The organism is Caballeronia sp. AZ10_KS36 (assembly GCF_023631105.1).
Classification (GTDB): domain Bacteria; phylum Pseudomonadota; class Gammaproteobacteria; order Burkholderiales; family Burkholderiaceae; genus Caballeronia.
Genome location: NZ_JALQDQ010000018.1, coordinates 636,556 through 655,112, shown reverse-complemented (window position 1 = coordinate 655,112; position 18,557 = coordinate 636,556). Strand labels below are relative to the sequence as shown.

Here is an 18,557-nt window from a genome sequence, read left to right as displayed (position 1 = left end):
GAAGCCCACGATGCGTTCGGTCATTGCCGCTGCGAAGCGAATCGTAGTGAAAGTGGGGTCCAGCCTCGTCACCAACGACGGGCGCGGACTGGATCACGCGGCCATCGCCCGGTGGGCGGCTCAGATCGCGGCGCTGCGCGAAGAGGGCAAGGAAGTCGTGCTCGTCAGTTCGGGCGCGATCGCGGAAGGCATTCATCGGCTCGGCTGGACCAAGCGGCCGCGCGAGATCGACGAATTGCAGGCCGCCGCCGCCGTCGGGCAAATGGGCCTCGCGCAAGTCTACGAGAGCAGCTTCGGCGCGCACGGCATCCGCACTGCGCAGATTCTGCTCACGCACGCCGACCTCGCCGACCGCGAGCGCTATCTCAACGCACGCTCCACGCTGCTCACGCTGCTGCGTCTGGGCACGGTGCCCGTCATCAACGAGAACGACACCGTCATCACCGACGAGATCAAGTTCGGCGACAACGACACGCTCGGCGCGCTCGTCGCCAATCTGATTGAAGGCGACGCGCTGGTCATTCTCACGGACCAGCGCGGTCTCTTTACCGCCGATCCGCGCAAGGACCCGAACGCGACGCTCGTCGAACAGGCCGATGCCGGCACGCCCGAACTCGAAGCGATGGCCGGCGGCGCGGGATCGAGCCTCGGCCGCGGCGGCATGCTCACGAAAATTCTCGCGGCCAAGCGCGCCGCGCACAGCGGCGCGAACACCGTGATCGCGAGCGGCCGCGAGGCGGACGTGCTCACGCGCCTCGCGTCGGGCGAGCTCATCGGCACGCAGCTTATCGCGCGCACCGCTCGCATGGCTGCGCGCAAGCAGTGGATGGCGGATCACTTGCAGGTGCGCGGGCACGTCGTGATCGACGCTGGCGCGGTGCAGAAGCTCACCGCCGATGGCAAGAGCCTGCTGCCGATCGGCGTCGTCGATGTGAAGGGCGCGTTCGGTCGCGGCGAAGTGATCGCGTGCATCGACGACCGTGGGCAGGAAGTCGCGCGCGGCATCACGAATTACAGCAGTGCCGAGGCGCGGCTGATTCATCGGCGGCCGAGCGCGGAGATCGAAGCCGTGCTCGGGTATATGCTGGAGCCGGAACTCATCCATCGCGACAATCTGGTGCTGGTCTGAGGCGCGCATCCCGCCGAATGAACGAAGCCCGCTGAGCCGAAAGGCCAGCGGGCTTTTTACTGCGCGAAGGCAATCAGCGCAGGTTGATGGAGCGTTGCGTGCGCTCGTACTGGATGTTGTTGACGATCTGCTTTGCGGTGCCGACCGGCAGCTTGCTCGTGCAGAAGTAGTCCTGATACAGCGCTGCCTGGTACGCGTTCAGTTCGCCGTTCTCGATGCGCCGGAAATCGAACGCGACGCCGCGATCCCAGCCGGTGCCGTCTTCGTTGATGCTCGCGTAGCGGCGCCATTCGTACGTGTCGCAGCGAATGCCTTCGTAGTTGACGTTGCGCGCGCCGCTCGGGCTCGTCGCCACGACGACGTAACGCACGACGCCGTCATCGCCGACCGTGAGCGAGGTCTTGTCGACCGCGAACGTGAGCGGTGTGTTCTGCGAAACATTGAACGGCAGCAGGTTCGACGCCTGCGGCAGCGGCGGCAGCGTATCCACTTTGTTCTCCACCCATTCGGTCTTGCGGTCGAGCAGATAGGTGAAGACGCCATCGTCCTGATTGGACGGGCCCTTGGAACTGGAACAGCCGGCAAGCGCGGCGAGCATGGCGACGACTACCGCGGATGAGACGATGACTTTCAATTCGATGTTCCCGAATAACGGATGCGCGGACGGCGAATGCCCGGCGCCGCGAGCAGTGCTCGCCGCGCCGGGCCATGAAACGTGCCGAGTGTCAGAATGAACGAAGAATCGCCGCGCTCGATGCCAGGACCGAACGCAAAGTCAGTCGCACGATGAACGCCGCGCGATGATCTGCACTTCTTCGCTGACCGTACATTCTGCCTGAACCGCGGCGCCGGCGGCGGTTACGGCAGGTGTCTCGATCGTCATGGTCTGAATGACGCGCGGGTAACGCGGCCCATGATGCGCGGCGCGCTCACCGCGTTCGCCACGAGTATTGGTTCGCCGCAAGAAGCGGGAAAGCTCGGTGAGAGCCAGTTGATAAACGTCGCGCTTGAACTCGATCACCGCGTCGAGCGGCACCCAGTATTCGTTCCAGCGCCAGGCATCGAATTCCGGATGGTCCGTCGCGCGCAGGCAAATGTCGCAGTCGCGCCCGACCATGCGCAGCAGAAACCAGATCTGTTTCTGACCGCGATAATGACCGCGCACTTCGCGCTTGATGAACTTATCCGGCACCTCATAACGCAGCCAGTCGCGCGTGCGACCGACAACTTTCACGTGCTCAGGAAGCAGGCCGGTTTCTTCGTGTAACTCCCGATACATTGCTTGCACGGGGGTCTCGCCGTATTTGATACCCCCTTGCGGAAACTGCCAGGAATGTTCACGCAGCCGCTTGCCCCAAAACACTTCGTTGCGCGCGTTCAAGAGGATGATGCCGACGTTCGGGCGAAAGCCTTCACGATCCAGCATACAACCACCTTCGAATCCTTTAGAATTGCTTTGATTATAAACAGATAACGGCCCCGGCGCATCCGTTCCAACCCGTGTCGGAGCCCTAATTTCGGGGCTCGCGGTGCGCCTGCCCGCAAGGAATCTTTGCCAGGCAACCCGGAAGTCGGCAGAATCTTCTTTTCCGGCTTCATGCAGGGCGGTCGGTCGCAAGTGGCGCGCGAGCGTTTCATTGCGGCCTCGTGCAGAGCCGTCGACCGTTTCGTCGTTCACCCGTTTCGCCAGCCTTCAACCACATGGTTTCGTGGGCGCGCGCCGCTTTTGGAAAATTTCTGAATGAAAGCATCCCGTTTCTTCATCGGCACCCTGAAGGAAGCTCCCGCCGACGCCGAGATCGTTAGCCACAAGCTGATGATGCGCGCCGGCATGATCCGCCGCGTCGCGGGCGGCATCTACGATTACATGCCGATCGGCCTGCGCTCCATCCGCAAGGTCGAAGCCATCGTGCGTGAAGAGATGAATCGCGCCGGCGCGCTCGAATTGCTAATGCCGGCCGTGCAGCCGGCCGAGTTGTGGCAAGAATCCGGACGCTGGGAGCAGTACGGCCCCGAACTGCTGCGCATCAAGGACCGTCACGAACGCGATTTCGTCGTCGGACCGACGCACGAGGAAGTGGTCACGGACATCGCGCGGCGCGAGATCAAGAGCTATCGCCAGTTGCCGGTCAACTTCTATCAGATCCAGACGAAGTTCCGCGACGAGATTCGTCCGCGCTTCGGCGTCATGCGCGGCCGCGAGTTCATCATGAAGGACGCCTATTCCTTCGATAAGGACACCGCCGGCCTCGCCGAGTCGTACAAGAAGATGTACGACGCCTACGTGCGCATCTTCACGCGCATCGGGCTGGAGTTCCGCGCGGTCGCGGCGGACAACGGCTCGATCGGCGGCAGCGGATCGCACGAGTTTCACGTCATCGCCGAAACGGGCGAAGACGATATCGCGTACTGCCCGGACTCGGACTTCGCGGCGAACGTGGAAGCGGCCGACGCGCTGCCGCTGATCGCCGAGCGCGCCGCGCCCGCCGAGGAGATGAAGAAGACGCCGACGCCCGGCGCGGCCAAGTGCGAAGCCGTCGCGCAGTTGCTCAACATCCCGCTCGAACGCACGATCAAGTCGATCATTCTCGCGACCGACAACGAAGGCGCCGAGCCGACCATTTGGCTCCTGATGCTGCGCGGCGATCATTCGCTGAACGACATCAAGGTCAGCAAGCTGCCGGGTCTCTCGGGCTACCGTTTTGCGACGGAAGCCGAGATCGTCGAATGGTTCGGCACGCCGCCGGGCTATCTCGGTCCCATCGGCACGAAGAAGCCGGTGCGCGTGATCGCGGATCGCACGGTCGCGAACATGAGCGATTTCGTCGTCGGCTCGAACGAGGTCGACTATCACACGACCGGCGTGAACTGGGGCCGCGATCTGCCGGAACCGGAAGTCGCGGATATCCGCAACGTCGTGGCGGGCGACCCTTCGCCGGACGGCCGTGGCACGCTGGAAATCTGCCGCGGCATCGAAGTGGGGCACGTGTTCCAGCTCGGCACGAAGTATTCGGATTCGATGGGCGCCACGTTCCTCGACGAAGGCGGCAAGCCCGCGCCGATGCAGATGGGCTGCTACGGCATCGGCGTGACGCGCGTCTTGGGCGCGGCTATCGAACAGAATTTCGACGACAAGGGCATCATCTGGCCGGAAGCCATTGCGCCGTTCGAAGTGGTGATCTGCCCGATGGGCTACGACCGCAGCGACGCCGTGCGCGAGCAGGCCGACAAGCTGTACGCCACGCTGCAGGACGCGGGCATCGACGTGATTCTCGACGATCGCGGCGAGCGCCCCGGCGTGATGTTCGCGGACTGGGAACTGATCGGCGTGCCGCATCGCATTGTCATCGGCGATCGCGGGCTGAAGGAAGGCAAGCTCGAATATCAGGCGCGCCGCGACACCGAGGCCACGCTGCTGCCGGTGGACGAAGCGGCGGGCGTCGTGACGGCGAAGATTCGGGCCGCGCTCGGGAAGTAAATGCAGTACAACTTCCTGTCGGCGACGATCCTTCTGCTCTTGATCACCGATCCGCTCGGCAACATTCCGATCTTCATCAACGCGCTGCGCGGGGTCGCCACCGAGCGGCGCCGCGTGGTGATCTTGCGCGAAGTGGCGATCGCGTTCGGCATTCTGCTCGTCTTCATGCTGGCCGGCGACCGCTTCCTGCGCGCGATGAATCTCACGGATGTGTCGCTGCGCATCGGCGGCGGGATCGTGCTGTTTCTGATCGCGCTCAGGATGATCTTCCCGCATCCGGATGGCCCGATGGGCGGCGACACGCGCGGCGGCGAACCGCTGATCGTGCCGCTCGCCATTCCCGCGCTCGCCGGCCCGTCCGCGCTCGCCACGGTGATGCTGCTGACGTCCCAAGCGCCGGGCAAGATGTTCGAATGGATCGGCGCGCTCACCGTCACGATGGTCGTCTGCGCGGTCGTGCTGATTCTCGCGGAGAAGATTCAGCAATGGCTAGGCGAGCGTGCGGTCACGGCGTTCGAGCGGTTGATGGGACTCGTGCTCGTCGCGATTTCCGTCGAGATGATTCTGACCGGGATACGCGCGTTCGTGCATCAGTTGTGAAAAAAGCGGCCGAGGCCGCTTTTTTTTCGTCGCGCGTGCGAGCGATCACGCGCCTTCGGTCAACGCCCGGATAGTCGGCAGATTGCGCCAGTAACCCTTCGCATCCATCCCGCAGCCGAACACGTAACGGTCCGGCACTTCGAAGCCGCAGAAATCCGGGCGCAGCGGCTTCGCCTTCGGGATGAGCTTCTCGCACAGCACCGCCGACAGAAATTGCTTCGCGCCCATCGCCATGATGCGGTCGCGAATGGCCGCCATCGTTTCTCCTTCGTCGAGAATGTCGTCGAGCACGAGCACCACGCGATCCTTCACCGATTCGGCCGGCGCCACGCGCCACTGCATTTCGCTGCCGCCCTTGATGGCGTTGCGATAGCGCGTCAAATGGATGTAGTCGAATTCGAGCGGGAAATCCAGATGCGGCAGCAGCATGCCGGTGAACACGGCCGCGCCGCCCATGACGGAGAGCAGCAACGGGAAGTCGTCCTGCGTCGCGGCCTTGATGTCCGCAGCCATGCGCTTGATCGACGCGTCGACCTGATCGGCGCTGACGATCTCTTCGGAGTGGCTGAAAATGTGGAGAGCTTCTTCGCGGTTCATAGAGGCAGGCGGGAGAGACGACGACTCAGTGTGGAAAAAACGGCGGCGTGCGCCATATGATAAACCCGCGTTCCTTTCGCGTCGGGCGAACGAAAGCGCGGGTTCGAAGCGGCGCGAATCAGCGCATGCCCGGCATCATGCCCTTCATGCCGCGCATCATCTTTTGCAGATTGCCGCCTTTGAGCTTCTTCATCATGCCGCGCATCTGCTCGTATTGGTTCAGCATGCGGTTGACTTCCTGCACGTGCACGCCCGCGCCCGCGGCGATGCGGCGCTTGCGTGCCGCCTTGATGAGCTCGGGCTTCGCGCGCTCCTGAAGCGTCATCGAATTGATGATGCCTTCCATGCGGCGCATCTGCTTCTCGGCGTTGTTCATGTCCGCGCCTTGCGCCGCCTGCTGGAACTGCGCGGGCAGCTTGTCCATCAGCGACGACAGCCCGCCCATCTTCTTCATCTGCGAGAGTTGCGCCTTGAAGTCGTTCAGGTCGAAGTCGCCGCCTTTCTTCACCTTGTCGGCGAGCTTCTGCGCGGCTTGCGTATCGACGCCGCGCTGCGCTTCCTCGACGAGTGCGAGAATGTCGCCCATGCCGAGAATCCGGTTCGCCATGCGATCCGGGTGGAAGACTTCGAGGCCGTCGAGCTTTTCCGCGACGCCGACGAACTTGATCGGCTTGCCGGTGACGTGCCGCACCGAAAGCGCCGCGCCGCCGCGCGAATCGCCGTCGAGCTTCGTGAGCACGACGCCCGTGAGCGGCAGCGCGTCGTTGAACGCCTTCGCGGTGTTCACCGCGTCTTGGCCGAGCATCGCGTCGACGACGAAGAGCGTTTCAGCGGGCTTGAGCAGCGCGTGCAGCTCGCTGATCTCCTTCATCATCGCTTCGTCGATGCCGAGGCGACCGGCCGTATCGACGATCACGACATCGTGGTAATGACGCTTCGCCCAGTCGATCGCCGCGCGCGCGATGTCCGCAGGCTTCTGGTCCGGCTCGGACGGGAAGAAGTCCGCGCCAACCTGTTCGGTCACCGTTTGCAGCTGGCGAATAGCGGCGGGGCGGTACACGTCGACGGAAACCGTCAGGACCTTCTTCTTCTGCTTTTCGCGCAGCAGCTTGGCGAGCTTGCCGGTGGTCGTGGTTTTACCCGCGCCCTGCAAGCCGGCCATCAGAATGACAGCGGGCGGCGTGACGGCGAGATTGAGTTCGGCGGCCTTGCCTTCGTAGTCGCCGCCGATCACGGCGGTCAGCTCGCGCTGCACGACGCCGACGAGCGCCTGACCCGGCGACAGGCTCGAAAGCACTTCTTCGCCGAGCGCCTTTTCCTTCACCTTGGCGATGAACTCGCGCACGACGGGCAGCGCCACGTCGGCTTCGAGCAGCGCGAGGCGCACTTCGCGCAGCATGTCCTGCGTGTTGGCCTCAGTGAGCCGGGCCTCGCCGCGCAGCGTCTTGACGACGCGCGCCATCCGTTGAGTGAGGTTGTCGAGCATGGGAATGTGAGAGTGCGGCCCTGGTTTCCGGCGACGCGCAGGCGGTTTCGCGGCGATGCGCCCTACTTTGGCGCAAGGGGGAAGACGTCGCGGGTTCGGGGCCTAGTGTAAACTTCGAACATGGATATTGTACTGTATGCCCTCACTGCGTTTCTCTACGGCGGACTGGCCGTGGCGGGCTGGCGCGCGCATCGCCATACGGCCGTGGAGCCGGTGCTGGCGGGCGTGCCCTCGGGTATCGGGACCGCGCCGGCGAGTCCGTCGAAGGCGTCGGGCATGAGCGGCATGGGACGCGCTCTATTATTAATAGCGTTGGTCGTGCACGGCGTTCTTCTGCACATGACCATCTTCCCGCAGAACGCGATGATCTTCGGCTTCGCGTTCGCGTTGTCCGCGATGTTCTGGCTCGGCGCGGGCATCTACTGGATCGAGAGCTTTTTCTTTCCGCTCGACGGCTTGCGCCTGCTCGTGTTGCCGCTCGCCTGCGTCGCGTCGCTGTTGCCGCTGGCGTTCGGCGGCGTGCGCGTGCTGTCGTACTCGGCCGCGCCGATGTTCAAGCTGCATTTCCTGATCGCGAACATCGCGTACGGCCTCTTTGCGATTGCCGCGCTGCATGCCGTGCTGATGCTGATGCTCGAACGGCGCCTTCAGCGCATGCGCGGCCTCGCGATGCGTCACAGCGGCGGCAACGGCTGGCTCGCGAGCTGGCTCGACACCTTGCCGCCGCTGCTCACGCTCGAAAAGCTGTTGTTCCGGCTGATCGGCGCGGGCTTCGTGCTGCTGACGCTCACGCTGGTGTCGGGCATCGCATTCAACGAGCAACTGGTCGATCGTGCGCTGCGTCTCGATCACAAGACCGTCTTCGCCATTCTGTCCTGGCTGATGTTCGGCGGGCTGCTCACTGCGCGCCGCATTTCCGGCTGGCGCGGACGCGCCGCGCTGCGCTGGGTGCTGGCTTCGTTCGTGGCGCTGCTGCTCGCGTATGTGGGCAGCCGCTTCGTGTTCGAAGTGCTGCTGCATCGCGCGGTCGTCTGAACGCGGTCTTACTTCTTTAAGCCGATGCGAGCTTTTCTTCTTCTTATCGTCCTCTTCTTCGTGACGCAATGGCTCTTGAAGAAGCTGCGGCGCGCCAACGAGCGCGAGCAGGCTGGAACGCGTGCTTCGTCGAACCGAGGTTCCACGACGGCGGGCGGTGCGGGCGCCGGCAACGGCGCCGCTCGCCGCGATGCGCCGCAGCTTGCCGATCCGCTTATCCGCTGCGCGCAGTGCGGCGTGCATACGCCGACGAGCGAATCCATAGCCGTCGCGGGGCAACGGTTTTGCTGCGCGGAGCACGCGCGGCGTCATGCGGCGCGTCCTGGTGGTCGGGACGCGAGATGAGTGCATTGCCTGCGGGCATCGACGCGAACATACGCTGACGAGTGAAGCAATAGTCGTCGCGTGAGAGCGCGGCCGCGCGGCGCGTGTGAGCGATTGCGACGCCAGATGAATGCGCCGACTGGGCGCGATGCCTTCGTTGACGCGCCCAGTCGGCATAACGCCGACGCTCGGCGTGACCGACAGAATCAGCCTGCCACCCGGCGACTCCAGCACCGATCGGAGCGGGCGCTGCTTACAGCACGCACTCGACCACGACGCGACCGGCCGCGCGCAAGCCATCGCGCTCATGTTCACCGTTCCGACGCTCGCCAACGTGCTCGGCGTGCCGCTCGGACTGCGCTCGATCACGCGGCCGGCTAGCCCCGACGTTCCGCTTCGTGCGTCCGTAGGTCCATTCACCTACGCCGCATGCGCGTGTCGGCGCTTTCGCGATTCACCGCGACGGCGCCTTCCCGTTGTTCCTCGCCAGCGATGATCGCGCGTGCCACGCGTGCGTGTCATCGTTCGTGAAGGCGGGCGTTGCAACGGCTACGCGAAGAGATCGAGCGCGAAGGCAGCGACAACCTGCGGCACGACGAAAACACGGTGCTCGCCCTGCTCGTAGGACCGATTCCGTCCTGTTCCGCGACTAACAGCGCCTGCGCCATGACGTGCGCTGCCAGCATCGTTTGTCGCCGTCCGTCCGTCGCCCAAGCCGACACCTCGACGGTCTCCGACCTCCGCCTACGGTCATTCTCGCTGCGACGCAACAGCGTCGCGCGGGAGCCCTTGCCGCGCTTCGACGCCGCAAAAGTCAACCCCGCGCGGGCGCTTCGGAAGCAAATAAACCTTTTTGAGACCCTGCGAAGTTCCACTATACTTGGTGCCGAAGGACGCGATTTGCACTATATCTTGTGTTGTAGAGGCGGCGCCCGCTCGCATGAGCCGGCGCCGTCGGCTTTCCGGCGTATCTGATGTCTGGCTGGCCCGGGGCGGTGCGCAAGCGGTCTCATCAAGAGGCCCTTAGCGCATCGAGCGCCAGCAAAGCAGCACCGTGAAGAACGCATGCAAGTGAACGCGAGTCGCGTCGACCGACACCGCGCGCCAACGCGGGCACCGCACGCGACGCCATGACAGTGCGGGCCGCCATCGCCGCGACTCGTGTTCAGGGCCTGCTGTCTTCACAGCCCGCACCACTGCCAAACACCGCGACGCGTCCCATGAGGCGACGCGCGCGGCATAAGTGATAAATCCGCGGATCATCCGCACCATTCGAACACCAGGAGTTTTGCACATGCAAACCACCGACAACGCCACGACTTCCTACGAAGGCGCATCCGTCCAGCATGCTGGCGGCGCGCACGTTCAGGGCGCGCAATCGCCCGCGTCGAACACGACGTATGCCGACTACAAGGTCATCCGTCGCAACGGAAGCGTGGTGTCGTTCGAGCCGTCGAAAATCGCGATTGCCGTGACGAAGGCGTTCATCGCCGTGAACGGCGGCCAAGGCGCGGCGTCCGCTCGCGTGCGCGAGCAGGTCGAGCAACTGACCCAGGCGGTCGTGCGCGCGCTTCTGCGCAGCCGTCCGCACGGCGGCACGTTCCACATCGAAGACATTCAGGATCAGGTCGAACTCGCGCTGATGCGCGGCGGCGAGCACAACGTCGCGCGCGCTTACGTGCTGTATCGCGAGAAGCGCACGCAGCAGCGCGAGCAGGACCGCGGCCACGCGCAGAATGCGAAGACGCACGAAGGCGTCATCAACGTGACGGACAACGGCATCACGCGCCCGCTCGATCTCGACGCGCTAAAGGCGCTGATCGTCTCCGCCTGCGCGAATCTGGGCGATGCCGTCTCGGCTGATCCGATCGTCGCGGAAACGGTGAAGAACCTGTACGACGGCGTGCCGATGAATCAGGTCTACGATTCGGCCATTCTCGCCGCGCGCACGATGATCGAAAAAGATCCGGCGTACAGCCAGGTCACCGCGCGCATCCTGCTGCACACGATCCGCCGCGAGATTCTCGAAGGTGAAGTGACGCAAGCCGAAATGGGCGAGCGTTACGCCGAGTACTTCCCGCAGTTCATCAAGCGCGGCGTCGAAGCGGGCCTCCTCGACGACAAGCTGCAGCAGTTCGACCTGAAGCGTCTCGGCGCCGCGCTCGACGCGAACCGCGACCTGCAGTTCGGCTACCTCGGCCTGCAAACGCTGTACGACCGCTACTTCCTGCACGTCGAGGGCACGCGCATCGAGTTGCCGCAGGCGTTTTTCATGCGCGTCGCGATGGGCCTGTCGCTGAACGAAATCGACCGCGAAGCGCGCGCCATCGAGTTCTACAACGTGCTGTCGTCGTTCGACTTCATGTCGTCGACGCCGACGCTCTTCAACTCGGGCACGCATCGCTCGCAGCTTTCGTCGTGCTATCTGACGACGGTGGCCGACGACCTCGACGGCATCTACGAGGCGCTGAAGGAAAACGCGCTGCTCTCGAAGTTCGCGGGCGGTCTCGGCAACGACTGGACGCGAGTGCGCGCGCTCGGCTCGCATATCAAGGGCACGAACGGCAAGTCGCAAGGCGTCGTGCCGTTCCTGAAGGTCGTGAACGACACGGCCGTCGCGGTGAATCAGGGCGGCAAGCGCAAGGGCGCGGTGTGCGCCTACCTGGAGACGTGGCACCTCGACATCGAAGAATTCCTGGAACTGCGCAAGAACACGGGCGACGACCGCCGCCGCACGCATGACATGAACACGGCGAACTGGATTCCCGACCTGTTCATGAAGCGCGTGATGGAAGGCGGCGAATGGACGCTGTTCTCGCCGTCGACGTGTCCGGACCTGCATGATCTGTTCGGCGCGGACTTCGAGAAGGCGTACGTCGCTTACGAAGAGAAAGCCGCGCGCGGCGAGATCAAGCTCTTCAAGAAGGTGCCGGCGCAGCACTTGTGGCGCAAGATGCTCGGCATGCTGTTCGAAACGGGCCATCCGTGGATCACGTTCAAGGACCCGTGCAACGTGCGTTCGCCGCAGCAGCATGTCGGCGTCGTGCATTCGTCGAACTTGTGCACGGAAATCACGCTGAATACGAGCGACACCGAAATCGCCGTGTGCAATCTCGGTTCGGTGAACCTCGTCGCGCACCTGACGAAGCAGGCCGACGGCACGCTCGCGCTGGATCACGCGAAGCTCAAGCGCACCATCAGCGTCGCGATGCGCATGCTCGACAACGTGATCGACATCAACTACTACGCGGTGCCGAAGGCGCGTAATTCGAACCTGAAGCATCGTCCGGTGGGCATGGGCATCATGGGCTTCCAGGACTGCCTGCACTTGCTGCGCACGCCGTACGCGTCGCAGGAAGCGGTGGAGTTCGCGGATCGTTCGATGGAAGCCGTCTGCTACTACGCCTACTACGCGTCGACGGAGCTTGCGGAAGAGCGCGGCCGTTATTCGAGCTATCGCGGCTCGCTGTGGGATCGCGGCATTCTCCCGCAAGACACGGTGAAGCTCTTGGCCGAAGCGCGCGGCGGTTATGTGGAAGTGGACACGTCCGAGTCGATGGACTGGTCGACGCTGCGTTCGCGCATTGCGACGCACGGCATGCGCAACTCGAACTGCGTGGCGATTGCGCCGACGGCGACGATCTCGAACATCATCGGCGTGTCGGCGTGTATCGAGCCGACGTTCCAGAACCTGTACGTGAAGTCGAATCTGTCTGGCGAATTCACGGTGGTCAACGACTACCTGGTGCGTGATCTGAAGGCGCGCGGCCTGTGGGACGAAGTGATGGTGTCGGACCTGAAGTACTTCGACGGCACGCTCTCGCGCATCGACCGCGTTCCGGCCGACCTGCGCGCCATCTATGCGACGGCGTTCGAAGTCGATCCGAAGTGGCTGGTGGAAGCGGCGTCGCGCCGTCAGAAGTGGATCGATCAGGCGCAGTCGCTGAACATTTACATGGCGGGCGCGTCGGGCAAGAAGCTCGACGAGGTGTACAAGCTCGCGTGGCTGCGCGGCCTCAAGACGACGTACTACCTCCGCACGATGGCGGCGACGCACGTCGAGAAGTCGACGGTGGCGCACGGCGCGCTGAACGCGGTGCCGTCGGGTGAGGGCGGCTCCGGTGCTGGCGGTGGCTTCGGGGTATCGTCAGGCGGTGCTTCTTCTTCTGCTGCCGGCGGCGTAGGTGGCGGTTTCAACGCGGCCGCTGCAGCGCCGGCGGTCGAGGCGGCTGCTGAGCCGGAAGCCGACGGCCCCGTCTGCATGATGCGTCCCGGCGATCCGGGGTTCGACGAGTGCGAGGCATGTCAGTGAGTTCTTTCGCTGGCGCTTGAGTAGGGTTCTGCTCTTGGCCGAAGGCCGGTGCTGAGTTTCTCGGTGCCGGCTTTTTGGTTTTTGTTGTCTTGTCTTGTCGTTGGGAAACTTGTTTTCGTGTCGGTCTATTAGCGTTGCCCCTCCCCGGGGCGGGGGTCACTTTCTTTGCTGCTGCAAAGAAAGTAACCAAAGAAAGCAGCTTTTTTTGGCCCGCAGCAGCGAGAGCGTAGTCACTCCGCAGAAAAGCAATGGCACTCAGCTTGAATCAGCCCTGAATCACCTTCCACGCCCGCTGAGCGCCACGTCCTCCGAGCCCCTTGGCTCGTCAACACCGAGGGTTTGCATGCGTGGACGCCGTTTATCAATCTAAGTCGGGGCGCGAGACGGGGGATAGATGTCACCGGTGCGTGCAGAAACTTAACGATGAGCTACCGACTACCACTTGCCGGAGGCAAAGCGTAAAGCGCGCGCATGGTTTTATCGAGCCAAGAGGCTCGGAGGACGTGGCGCTCAGCGGGCGTGGAAAGTGATTCAAGGCTGCCAATTCAAGTAGCGCCACCGCATGTCTGCGAAGTGACCACTCTCTTGCTGCTGCGGGCCAAGAAAGCTGCTTTCTTTGGTTACTTTCTTTGCAGCAGCAAAGAAAGTGACCCCCGCCCCGGGGAGGGGCAACGCCAATAGACCGACACGAAAACAAGTTCACCGACAAAACAAGCCCAACGAACCCCGCCGGCAGGCAAAAAACAAAGAACCGTTACCCCCGCGTCCCACGCGAAATCTCAACCCCCGCATCCCGCGCCAACCGAGCCGTAACCGGTATGGAAAGAAACGAGAACAACCCGACGACAACAAACGCAGGCCAGAAGTCCGACCACCGCACGGTCGCATGACCATTCACGTACTGCGTCAGCTCGAGCGTGATCCCCGCCACCGTGACGCCAAGCCCGAGCGACACCTGCTGCACGAAGCTGGCAAGACTCGTCGCCCGTCCGACATCGCGTGTTTCGATCTCCGCATAGGCGAGCGAATTGAGGCTCGTGAACTGCAGCGCCGGAAAGAAGCCGCCGAGCAGCACCACAGCCCAGATCACCCAAGTCGGCGTGCCGGGAAAGAACGTGCCGCATGCCGCAATCGCCAAGCCCGACAACGCCGCGTTGAAGAGAAGCGTCTGCCGAAAGCCGAATCGATGCAGCACGCGCGACGCAAGGGAGCGCATGAACATGCCGCCGAACGCCGATGCGCAGGTGATCGCGCCTGACTTGAACGCCGTCATGCCAAGACCCTCCTGCAACGCGAGCGGCAAAAGGAACGGCACCGCGCCGAGCCCGATGCGAAAGAGCGAGCCGCCGAGGACGCTCGCCTGAAACGTCGGCACGCGAAAGAAGCGCAGGTCGAGCAGCGGTCGCGCGGCCCGGCGCGCGTAGAGACAGTAGAGCGCGGCCATCAGCGCGCCGGCTGCGCACATCGCGAACGCGACGCTTTGCGGAACCAGTTCGCCGCCGACGAGCGAAAGCCCGAGCAGCAGCAACACGCCGGCGCCCGCCGAGAGAAAGAAGCCGAGCCAGTCGAGCCGGCCCGGATGTTCTTCGCGCGAGTCGGCGATGTAGCGATTGGTCAGGTAGATGCCTGCAATGCCGATCGGAATATTGATGAAGAAGATCAGCCGCCAGTGCAGATACGTCGTGATGAAGCCGCCGAGCAGCGGGCCGGCGGCCGGGCCGAGCATCGCGGGAACCGAGAGATAGTTCATCGCGCGAATGAACTCCGAGCGGCGCACCGAACGGAAGATGATGATGCGGCCAACCGGTACCATCATCGCGCCGCCCACGCCCTGTATGAAGCGCGCGACGGTGAAGGGCCCGAGCGACGTCGATGCCGCGCAAAGGATCGAACCGGCAACGAACACGCCGATGGCCGCGCGAAAGACCGCGCGTGCGCCGAAGCGGTCGGCCACCCAGCCGCAGATAGGAATGAAGACGCCCAAGCCGAGCACGTAACTCGTGACGGCGACCTTCAGTGTGACGGGATCGCGTCCGAAGGCGCGCGCCATTTCGGGGATTGCAGTGACGATGACGTTGGCGTCGACGCTTTCCATGAACATCGCACACGCGACGATGAGAGGAGCAATGAAAGCTTTGACGGCGAGCGGCATCGGAGAATGCGATCAGTCATGGCGGCAAGAGCGGCGATTATGGCACCGATACCAGGCGCATGCGATCGCGCGCCGGGCGCCATGTGATGCGATCGACATAACGAGGAGTGAAGACACGATGGACCCCGAAGACCTGCAGCGTCTCGTGACGCAGACCATGCCCTATGGCAAGTACAAGGACAGACTCATCGCGGACTTGCCCGGTCACTATCTGGCGTGGTTCGCGCGTGAGGGTTTTCCTCAAGGCAAGCTCGGTGCGTTGCTTGCGCTCATGCACGAGATCGATCACAACAATCTGCGGTCTTTGCTAGACCCTTTGAGGCGTTGACTCCGCGCGCTATAGGTAGTAGAGAAGCGCCTGAGCGGACACAATATATAGTGGTAAAGCGAGGCAGCGAATGCTAAACTTCGGCAACGAATTCGAAGCGCGCGAAGGCAACAACGACGCCTCGCTCGGCTGCTCGAGCGTCATCGAGCGAAGCCGAAACGAGCACGCGCTTTCATCTTCGCTCGCAAACGCATTGCAACCGATCAGCGGCACTCGCGTCGACCGCGTCGATCGCGTCGATCGCGTCGATCGCGTCGATCGCGTCGATTGATCATCGCGGGTTGTCGCCAAGCTTTCGCATGACAGCGTCGAAGCATCGATCGAAGCATTGAAGCCACGCAGTCCGATCACACATCGCAACGCTTGAAGAGAGTCGATGAGGACCGCTTCACACCCGTCTCTCTCTTGCTCGCATCACGCATGAAAGACCATGCGCAGAGCCAAGTGTTGTATGCAGGTAGCAACGCTGAATCCAAATCGCTAGAAAACGAGAATTTTCATGAGCAAGCTCTTTTATCGCTCATGAAAAGATGGTACAAACCGATCTAAATTGATGGTGAGAATTTATGCTCAACTGGGATGACGAGACCACTGCCGTAACTCCGTCGAGCGGTTCGCAACACAACACGTTGCGCAACGCTCAAGGCACGGCTTTCGGTACGCAGAGCGCAGCGCATGCTGCCCAATCGTTCGATCATCAAGCCGCCCATCAGACTGCTCAGGCGCAGAACATCTTCTCGGATGGCTTCGTGCCTCCCGCAGCCGCCACGCCTTCCGCTGGCGCCATCGCCGCGCAGAGCGAAGCGCGCGTCAACGTCGCAGACAAGCGCATCATCAACGGCAAGACCGACGTCAACCAGCTCGTGCCGTTCAAGTACAAGTGGGCGTGGGAGAAGTACCTCGCCGGCTGCGCGAATCACTGGATGCCGCAGGAAGTGAACATGTCGCGCGACATCGCCCTGTGGAAAGACCCGAACGGTCTGTCCGACGACGAGCGCCGCATCGTCAAGCGCAACCTCGGCTTCTTCGTCACGGCCGACTCGCTTGCCGCGAACAACATCGTGCTCGGCACGTATCGTCATATCACCGCTCCGGAGTGCCGCCAGTTCCTGCTGCGCCAGGCGTTCGAAGAGGCGATCCACACGCATGCGTATCAGTACATCGTCGAATCGCTCGGCCTAGACGAAAGCGAGATCTTCAACGCGTATCACGAGGTCAAGTCGATCCGTGACAAGGACGAGTTCCTCATTCCGTTCATCCAGACGCTGACCGACCCGGCCTTCACCACCGGCACGCTGGAAGCGGACCAGAAATTGCTCAAGTCGTTGATCGTGTTCGCCTGCATCATGGAAGGGCTCTTCTTCTATGTGGGCTTCACGCAGATTTTGGCGCTGGGTCGCCAGAACAAGATGACGGGCGCGGCGGAGCAGTATCAGTACATCCTCCGCGATGAATCGATGCACTGCAACTTCGGCATCGACCTCATCAACCAGATCAAGCTGGAAGAGCCGCAACTGTGGACCGCCGATTTCAAGGCGGAGATTCGCGAGCTCTTCAAGCAAGCTGTCGATCTCGAATATCGCTACGCTGAAGACACCATGCCGCGCGGGGTTCTCGGCCTGAACGCGTCGATGTTCAAGAGCTACTTGCGGTTCATCTGCAATCGGCGTTGCCAGCAGATTGGCCTGGACCCGCTCTACCCGAACGAGGAAAACCCGTTCCCGTGGATGAGCGAAATGATCGACTTGAAGAAGGAACGCAACTTCTTCGAGACACGCGTGATTGAGTATCAAACCGGCGGCGCGCTGACCTGGGAATAACAACAAGCCCAGGACGTGTTGCAGACGAAATCGATGGGACGGCTGGGCAGCAGCGTGCGTCATTGCGCGCGCCCCGCCGACAAGGTTTAGGAGAACGGTCGCCTGATGCAAAGTGCGCCTACTGACTTGACGGACCAAGTGGTTCGATTGAAAGACAGGCGTTTTGCGTTCCCTTCAATGGGATGGGCAAACTTCCCCCCGGAAAATGCCGGCGACAAGCTCGCTGGCTCGATCAAGCGATGGCCGGCGCCGTGTATGGGCGCTGACTCAATTTGGCGCGCGGTGCCTCGGGGCACGGCGCGCCTTGCCGTATTCATTAGCGTAAGCAGGTGGGATCAGCGTACGCCGATGAATAATCCGCTTCGTAGCGTGTGCCCTGAGAGCCTCCACGCGAAGAAGCGGGTTTTGACGAAGGGTGTTGTTTGAACTGACTCTCATCTGAAAACCTGAAGGAGAAAAACCATGGCAGTTGCCAAGAAGAAACCCGCCGCGAAAAAGGCTGCAGCAAAGAAAGCCCCCGCCAAGAAAGCCGCCGCTCCGGCGAAGAAGGTAGCCGCGAAGAAGGTCGCTGCGAAGAAGGTTGCAGCGAAGAAAGTCGCCGTGAAGAAGGTCGCGGCGAAGAAGGCTGCGCCGGCCAAGAAGGCAGCAGCAAAGAAGGTCGCAACGAAGAAGGTGGCGGCCAAGAAGGCGCCCGCGAAGAAGGCCGCAGCGAAGAAGGTCGCCACCAAGAAGGTAGCCACGAAGAAGGCCGCAGCCAAGAAGGCGCCTGCCAAGAAGGCCGCCGCGAAGAAGGCGCCTGCGAAGAAGGCCGCCGCCAAGAAGGCGCCCGCGAAGAAAGCGGCGGCGAAGAAGGCCGCTGCGAAGAAAGCGCCCGCGAAGAAGGCTGCCGCGAAGAAGGCTCCTGCAAAGAAGGCGTCGGCCAAAACCGCCGCTGCCCCTGCTGCGCCTGCTGCCTCCGCGCCCGCTCCCGCAGCGAAGAAAGCCGAGCCTGCTGCAAAGAAGGCGCCGGCCAAGAAGGCTGCCGCTGCAAAGAAGACGACGGCTGCGGCTCCCGCAACGACGGCTACCACGGTGTCGACGCCCGCTCCGGCGGCTCCGGCCACTGCGGTCAAGACGGCGCTGAACCCGGCGGCGGCATGGCCGTTCCCGACGGGCAGCCGTCCGTAAGTCGCGGCAACAGCAGTCGGAAGCACCGCGGCACACGTCGATGTGCCTTACGACCGGGTAGGCCTACCCGGCCACGACCCGTCGCCGGTCAAGACCGGCGGCGGGTTTTTCGCTTCGGCGCCCGAAGTA

At 63.0% G+C, this 18,557-nt stretch carries 15 protein-coding genes and 1 pseudogene; 11 read left to right on the top strand and 5 right to left on the bottom strand.

Translation table 11 applies throughout. From position 1 onward, the window contains the following. Positions 1 to 10 precede the first annotated feature (10 nt). Positions 11 to 1,129, top strand: a complete 1,119-nt coding sequence (proB, locus tag NCR35_RS13210; RefSeq protein WP_250534684.1) for a glutamate 5-kinase — start codon at positions 11 to 13, stop codon at positions 1,127 to 1,129. 73 nt (positions 1,130 to 1,202) lie between these two features. On the opposite strand, the gene NCR35_RS13205 is transcribed toward proB, so the two are convergent. Next, positions 1,203 to 1,727 (bottom strand): CNP1-like family protein, encoded by a 525-nt coding sequence (locus tag NCR35_RS13205; RefSeq protein WP_244849160.1) that lies wholly within the window; start codon positions 1,725 to 1,727, stop codon positions 1,203 to 1,205. A gap of 177 nt (positions 1,728 to 1,904) precedes the next feature. Then, entirely contained in the window at positions 1,905 to 2,555 is a 651-nt protein-coding gene (locus NCR35_RS13200; RefSeq protein WP_175945142.1) for an RNA pyrophosphohydrolase, read from the bottom strand. 315 nt (positions 2,556 to 2,870) lie between these two features. Between NCR35_RS13200 and NCR35_RS13195 the strand changes: the two genes are divergently transcribed. Further along, positions 2,871 to 4,607, top strand: coding sequence for a proline--tRNA ligase (locus NCR35_RS13195; protein WP_250534683.1), 1,737 nt, complete (start codon positions 2,871 to 2,873; stop codon positions 4,605 to 4,607). Then, complete coding sequence (locus NCR35_RS13190) at positions 4,608 to 5,207, top strand: MarC family protein (RefSeq protein ID WP_175945138.1); 600 nt, start codon at positions 4,608 to 4,610, stop codon at positions 5,205 to 5,207. 45 nt (positions 5,208 to 5,252) lie between these two features. On the opposite strand, the gene NCR35_RS13185 is transcribed toward NCR35_RS13190, so the two are convergent. Next, complete coding sequence (locus NCR35_RS13185; RefSeq protein ID WP_244847266.1) at positions 5,253 to 5,804, bottom strand: hypoxanthine-guanine phosphoribosyltransferase; 552 nt, start codon at positions 5,802 to 5,804, stop codon at positions 5,253 to 5,255. A gap of 118 nt (positions 5,805 to 5,922) precedes the next feature. Beyond that, positions 5,923 to 7,290 carry a signal recognition particle protein gene (gene ffh, locus NCR35_RS13180; protein ID WP_250534682.1) on the bottom strand — a complete coding sequence of 456 codons (1,368 nt, stop codon included), beginning with the start codon at positions 7,288 to 7,290 and terminating at the stop codon, positions 5,923 to 5,925. 120 nt (positions 7,291 to 7,410) lie between these two features. Between ffh and NCR35_RS13175 the strand changes: the two genes are divergently transcribed. The 3 genes from NCR35_RS13175 (at position 7,411) to NCR35_RS13165 (ending at position 12,961) form a co-directional block, all read left to right on the top strand. Then, positions 7,411 to 8,325: a cytochrome C assembly family protein gene (locus tag NCR35_RS13175; RefSeq protein ID WP_250534681.1), complete on the top strand. Its 915-nt coding sequence runs from the start codon at positions 7,411 to 7,413 to the stop codon at positions 8,323 to 8,325. 24 nt (positions 8,326 to 8,349) lie between these two features. After that, entirely contained in the window at positions 8,350 to 8,670 is a 321-nt protein-coding gene (locus NCR35_RS13170) for a PP0621 family protein (RefSeq protein ID WP_250534680.1), read from the top strand. Positions 8,671 to 9,943: 1,273 nt separating this feature from the next. Next, on the top strand, positions 9,944 to 12,961 hold the full coding sequence (locus NCR35_RS13165; RefSeq protein WP_250534679.1) for a ribonucleoside-diphosphate reductase subunit alpha: 3,018 nt from the start codon (positions 9,944 to 9,946) through the stop codon (positions 12,959 to 12,961). A 754-nt stretch (positions 12,962 to 13,715) separates the two neighbouring features. Here the strand turns inward: NCR35_RS13165 and NCR35_RS13160 are convergent. After that, positions 13,716 to 15,113 (bottom strand): MFS transporter, encoded by a 1,398-nt coding sequence (locus NCR35_RS13160; protein ID WP_250534678.1) that lies wholly within the window; start codon positions 15,111 to 15,113, stop codon positions 13,716 to 13,718. Between the two features lie 118 nt (positions 15,114 to 15,231). On the opposite strand from NCR35_RS13160, the gene NCR35_RS13155 reads away from it, so the two are divergent. The 5 genes and pseudogenes from NCR35_RS13155 to NCR35_RS13135 all read left to right on the top strand — a co-directional run bounded on the left by NCR35_RS13155 (position 15,232) and on the right by NCR35_RS13135 (position 18,428). Beyond that, a complete protein-coding gene (locus NCR35_RS13155) occupies positions 15,232 to 15,441 on the top strand; it encodes a DUF3820 family protein (RefSeq protein WP_250534677.1) in 210 nt (69 codons plus the stop codon). Positions 15,442 to 15,511: 70 nt separating this feature from the next. Continuing rightward, positions 15,512 to 15,712: a hypothetical protein gene (locus tag NCR35_RS13150; protein WP_250534676.1), complete on the top strand. Its 201-nt coding sequence runs from the start codon at positions 15,512 to 15,514 to the stop codon at positions 15,710 to 15,712. A 295-nt stretch (positions 15,713 to 16,007) separates the two neighbouring features. Beyond that, positions 16,008 to 17,261, top strand: coding sequence for a ribonucleotide-diphosphate reductase subunit beta (locus tag NCR35_RS13145; protein WP_250534675.1), 1,254 nt, complete (start codon positions 16,008 to 16,010; stop codon positions 17,259 to 17,261). Positions 17,262 to 17,366: 105 nt separating this feature from the next. Continuing rightward, positions 17,367 to 17,692: pseudogene (locus tag NCR35_RS13140) on the top strand (hypothetical protein). 31 nt (positions 17,693 to 17,723) lie between these two features. Beyond that, entirely contained in the window at positions 17,724 to 18,428 is a 705-nt protein-coding gene (locus tag NCR35_RS13135) for a histone H1-like DNA-binding protein (RefSeq protein WP_244847258.1), read from the top strand. Positions 18,429 to 18,557 lie beyond the last annotated feature (129 nt).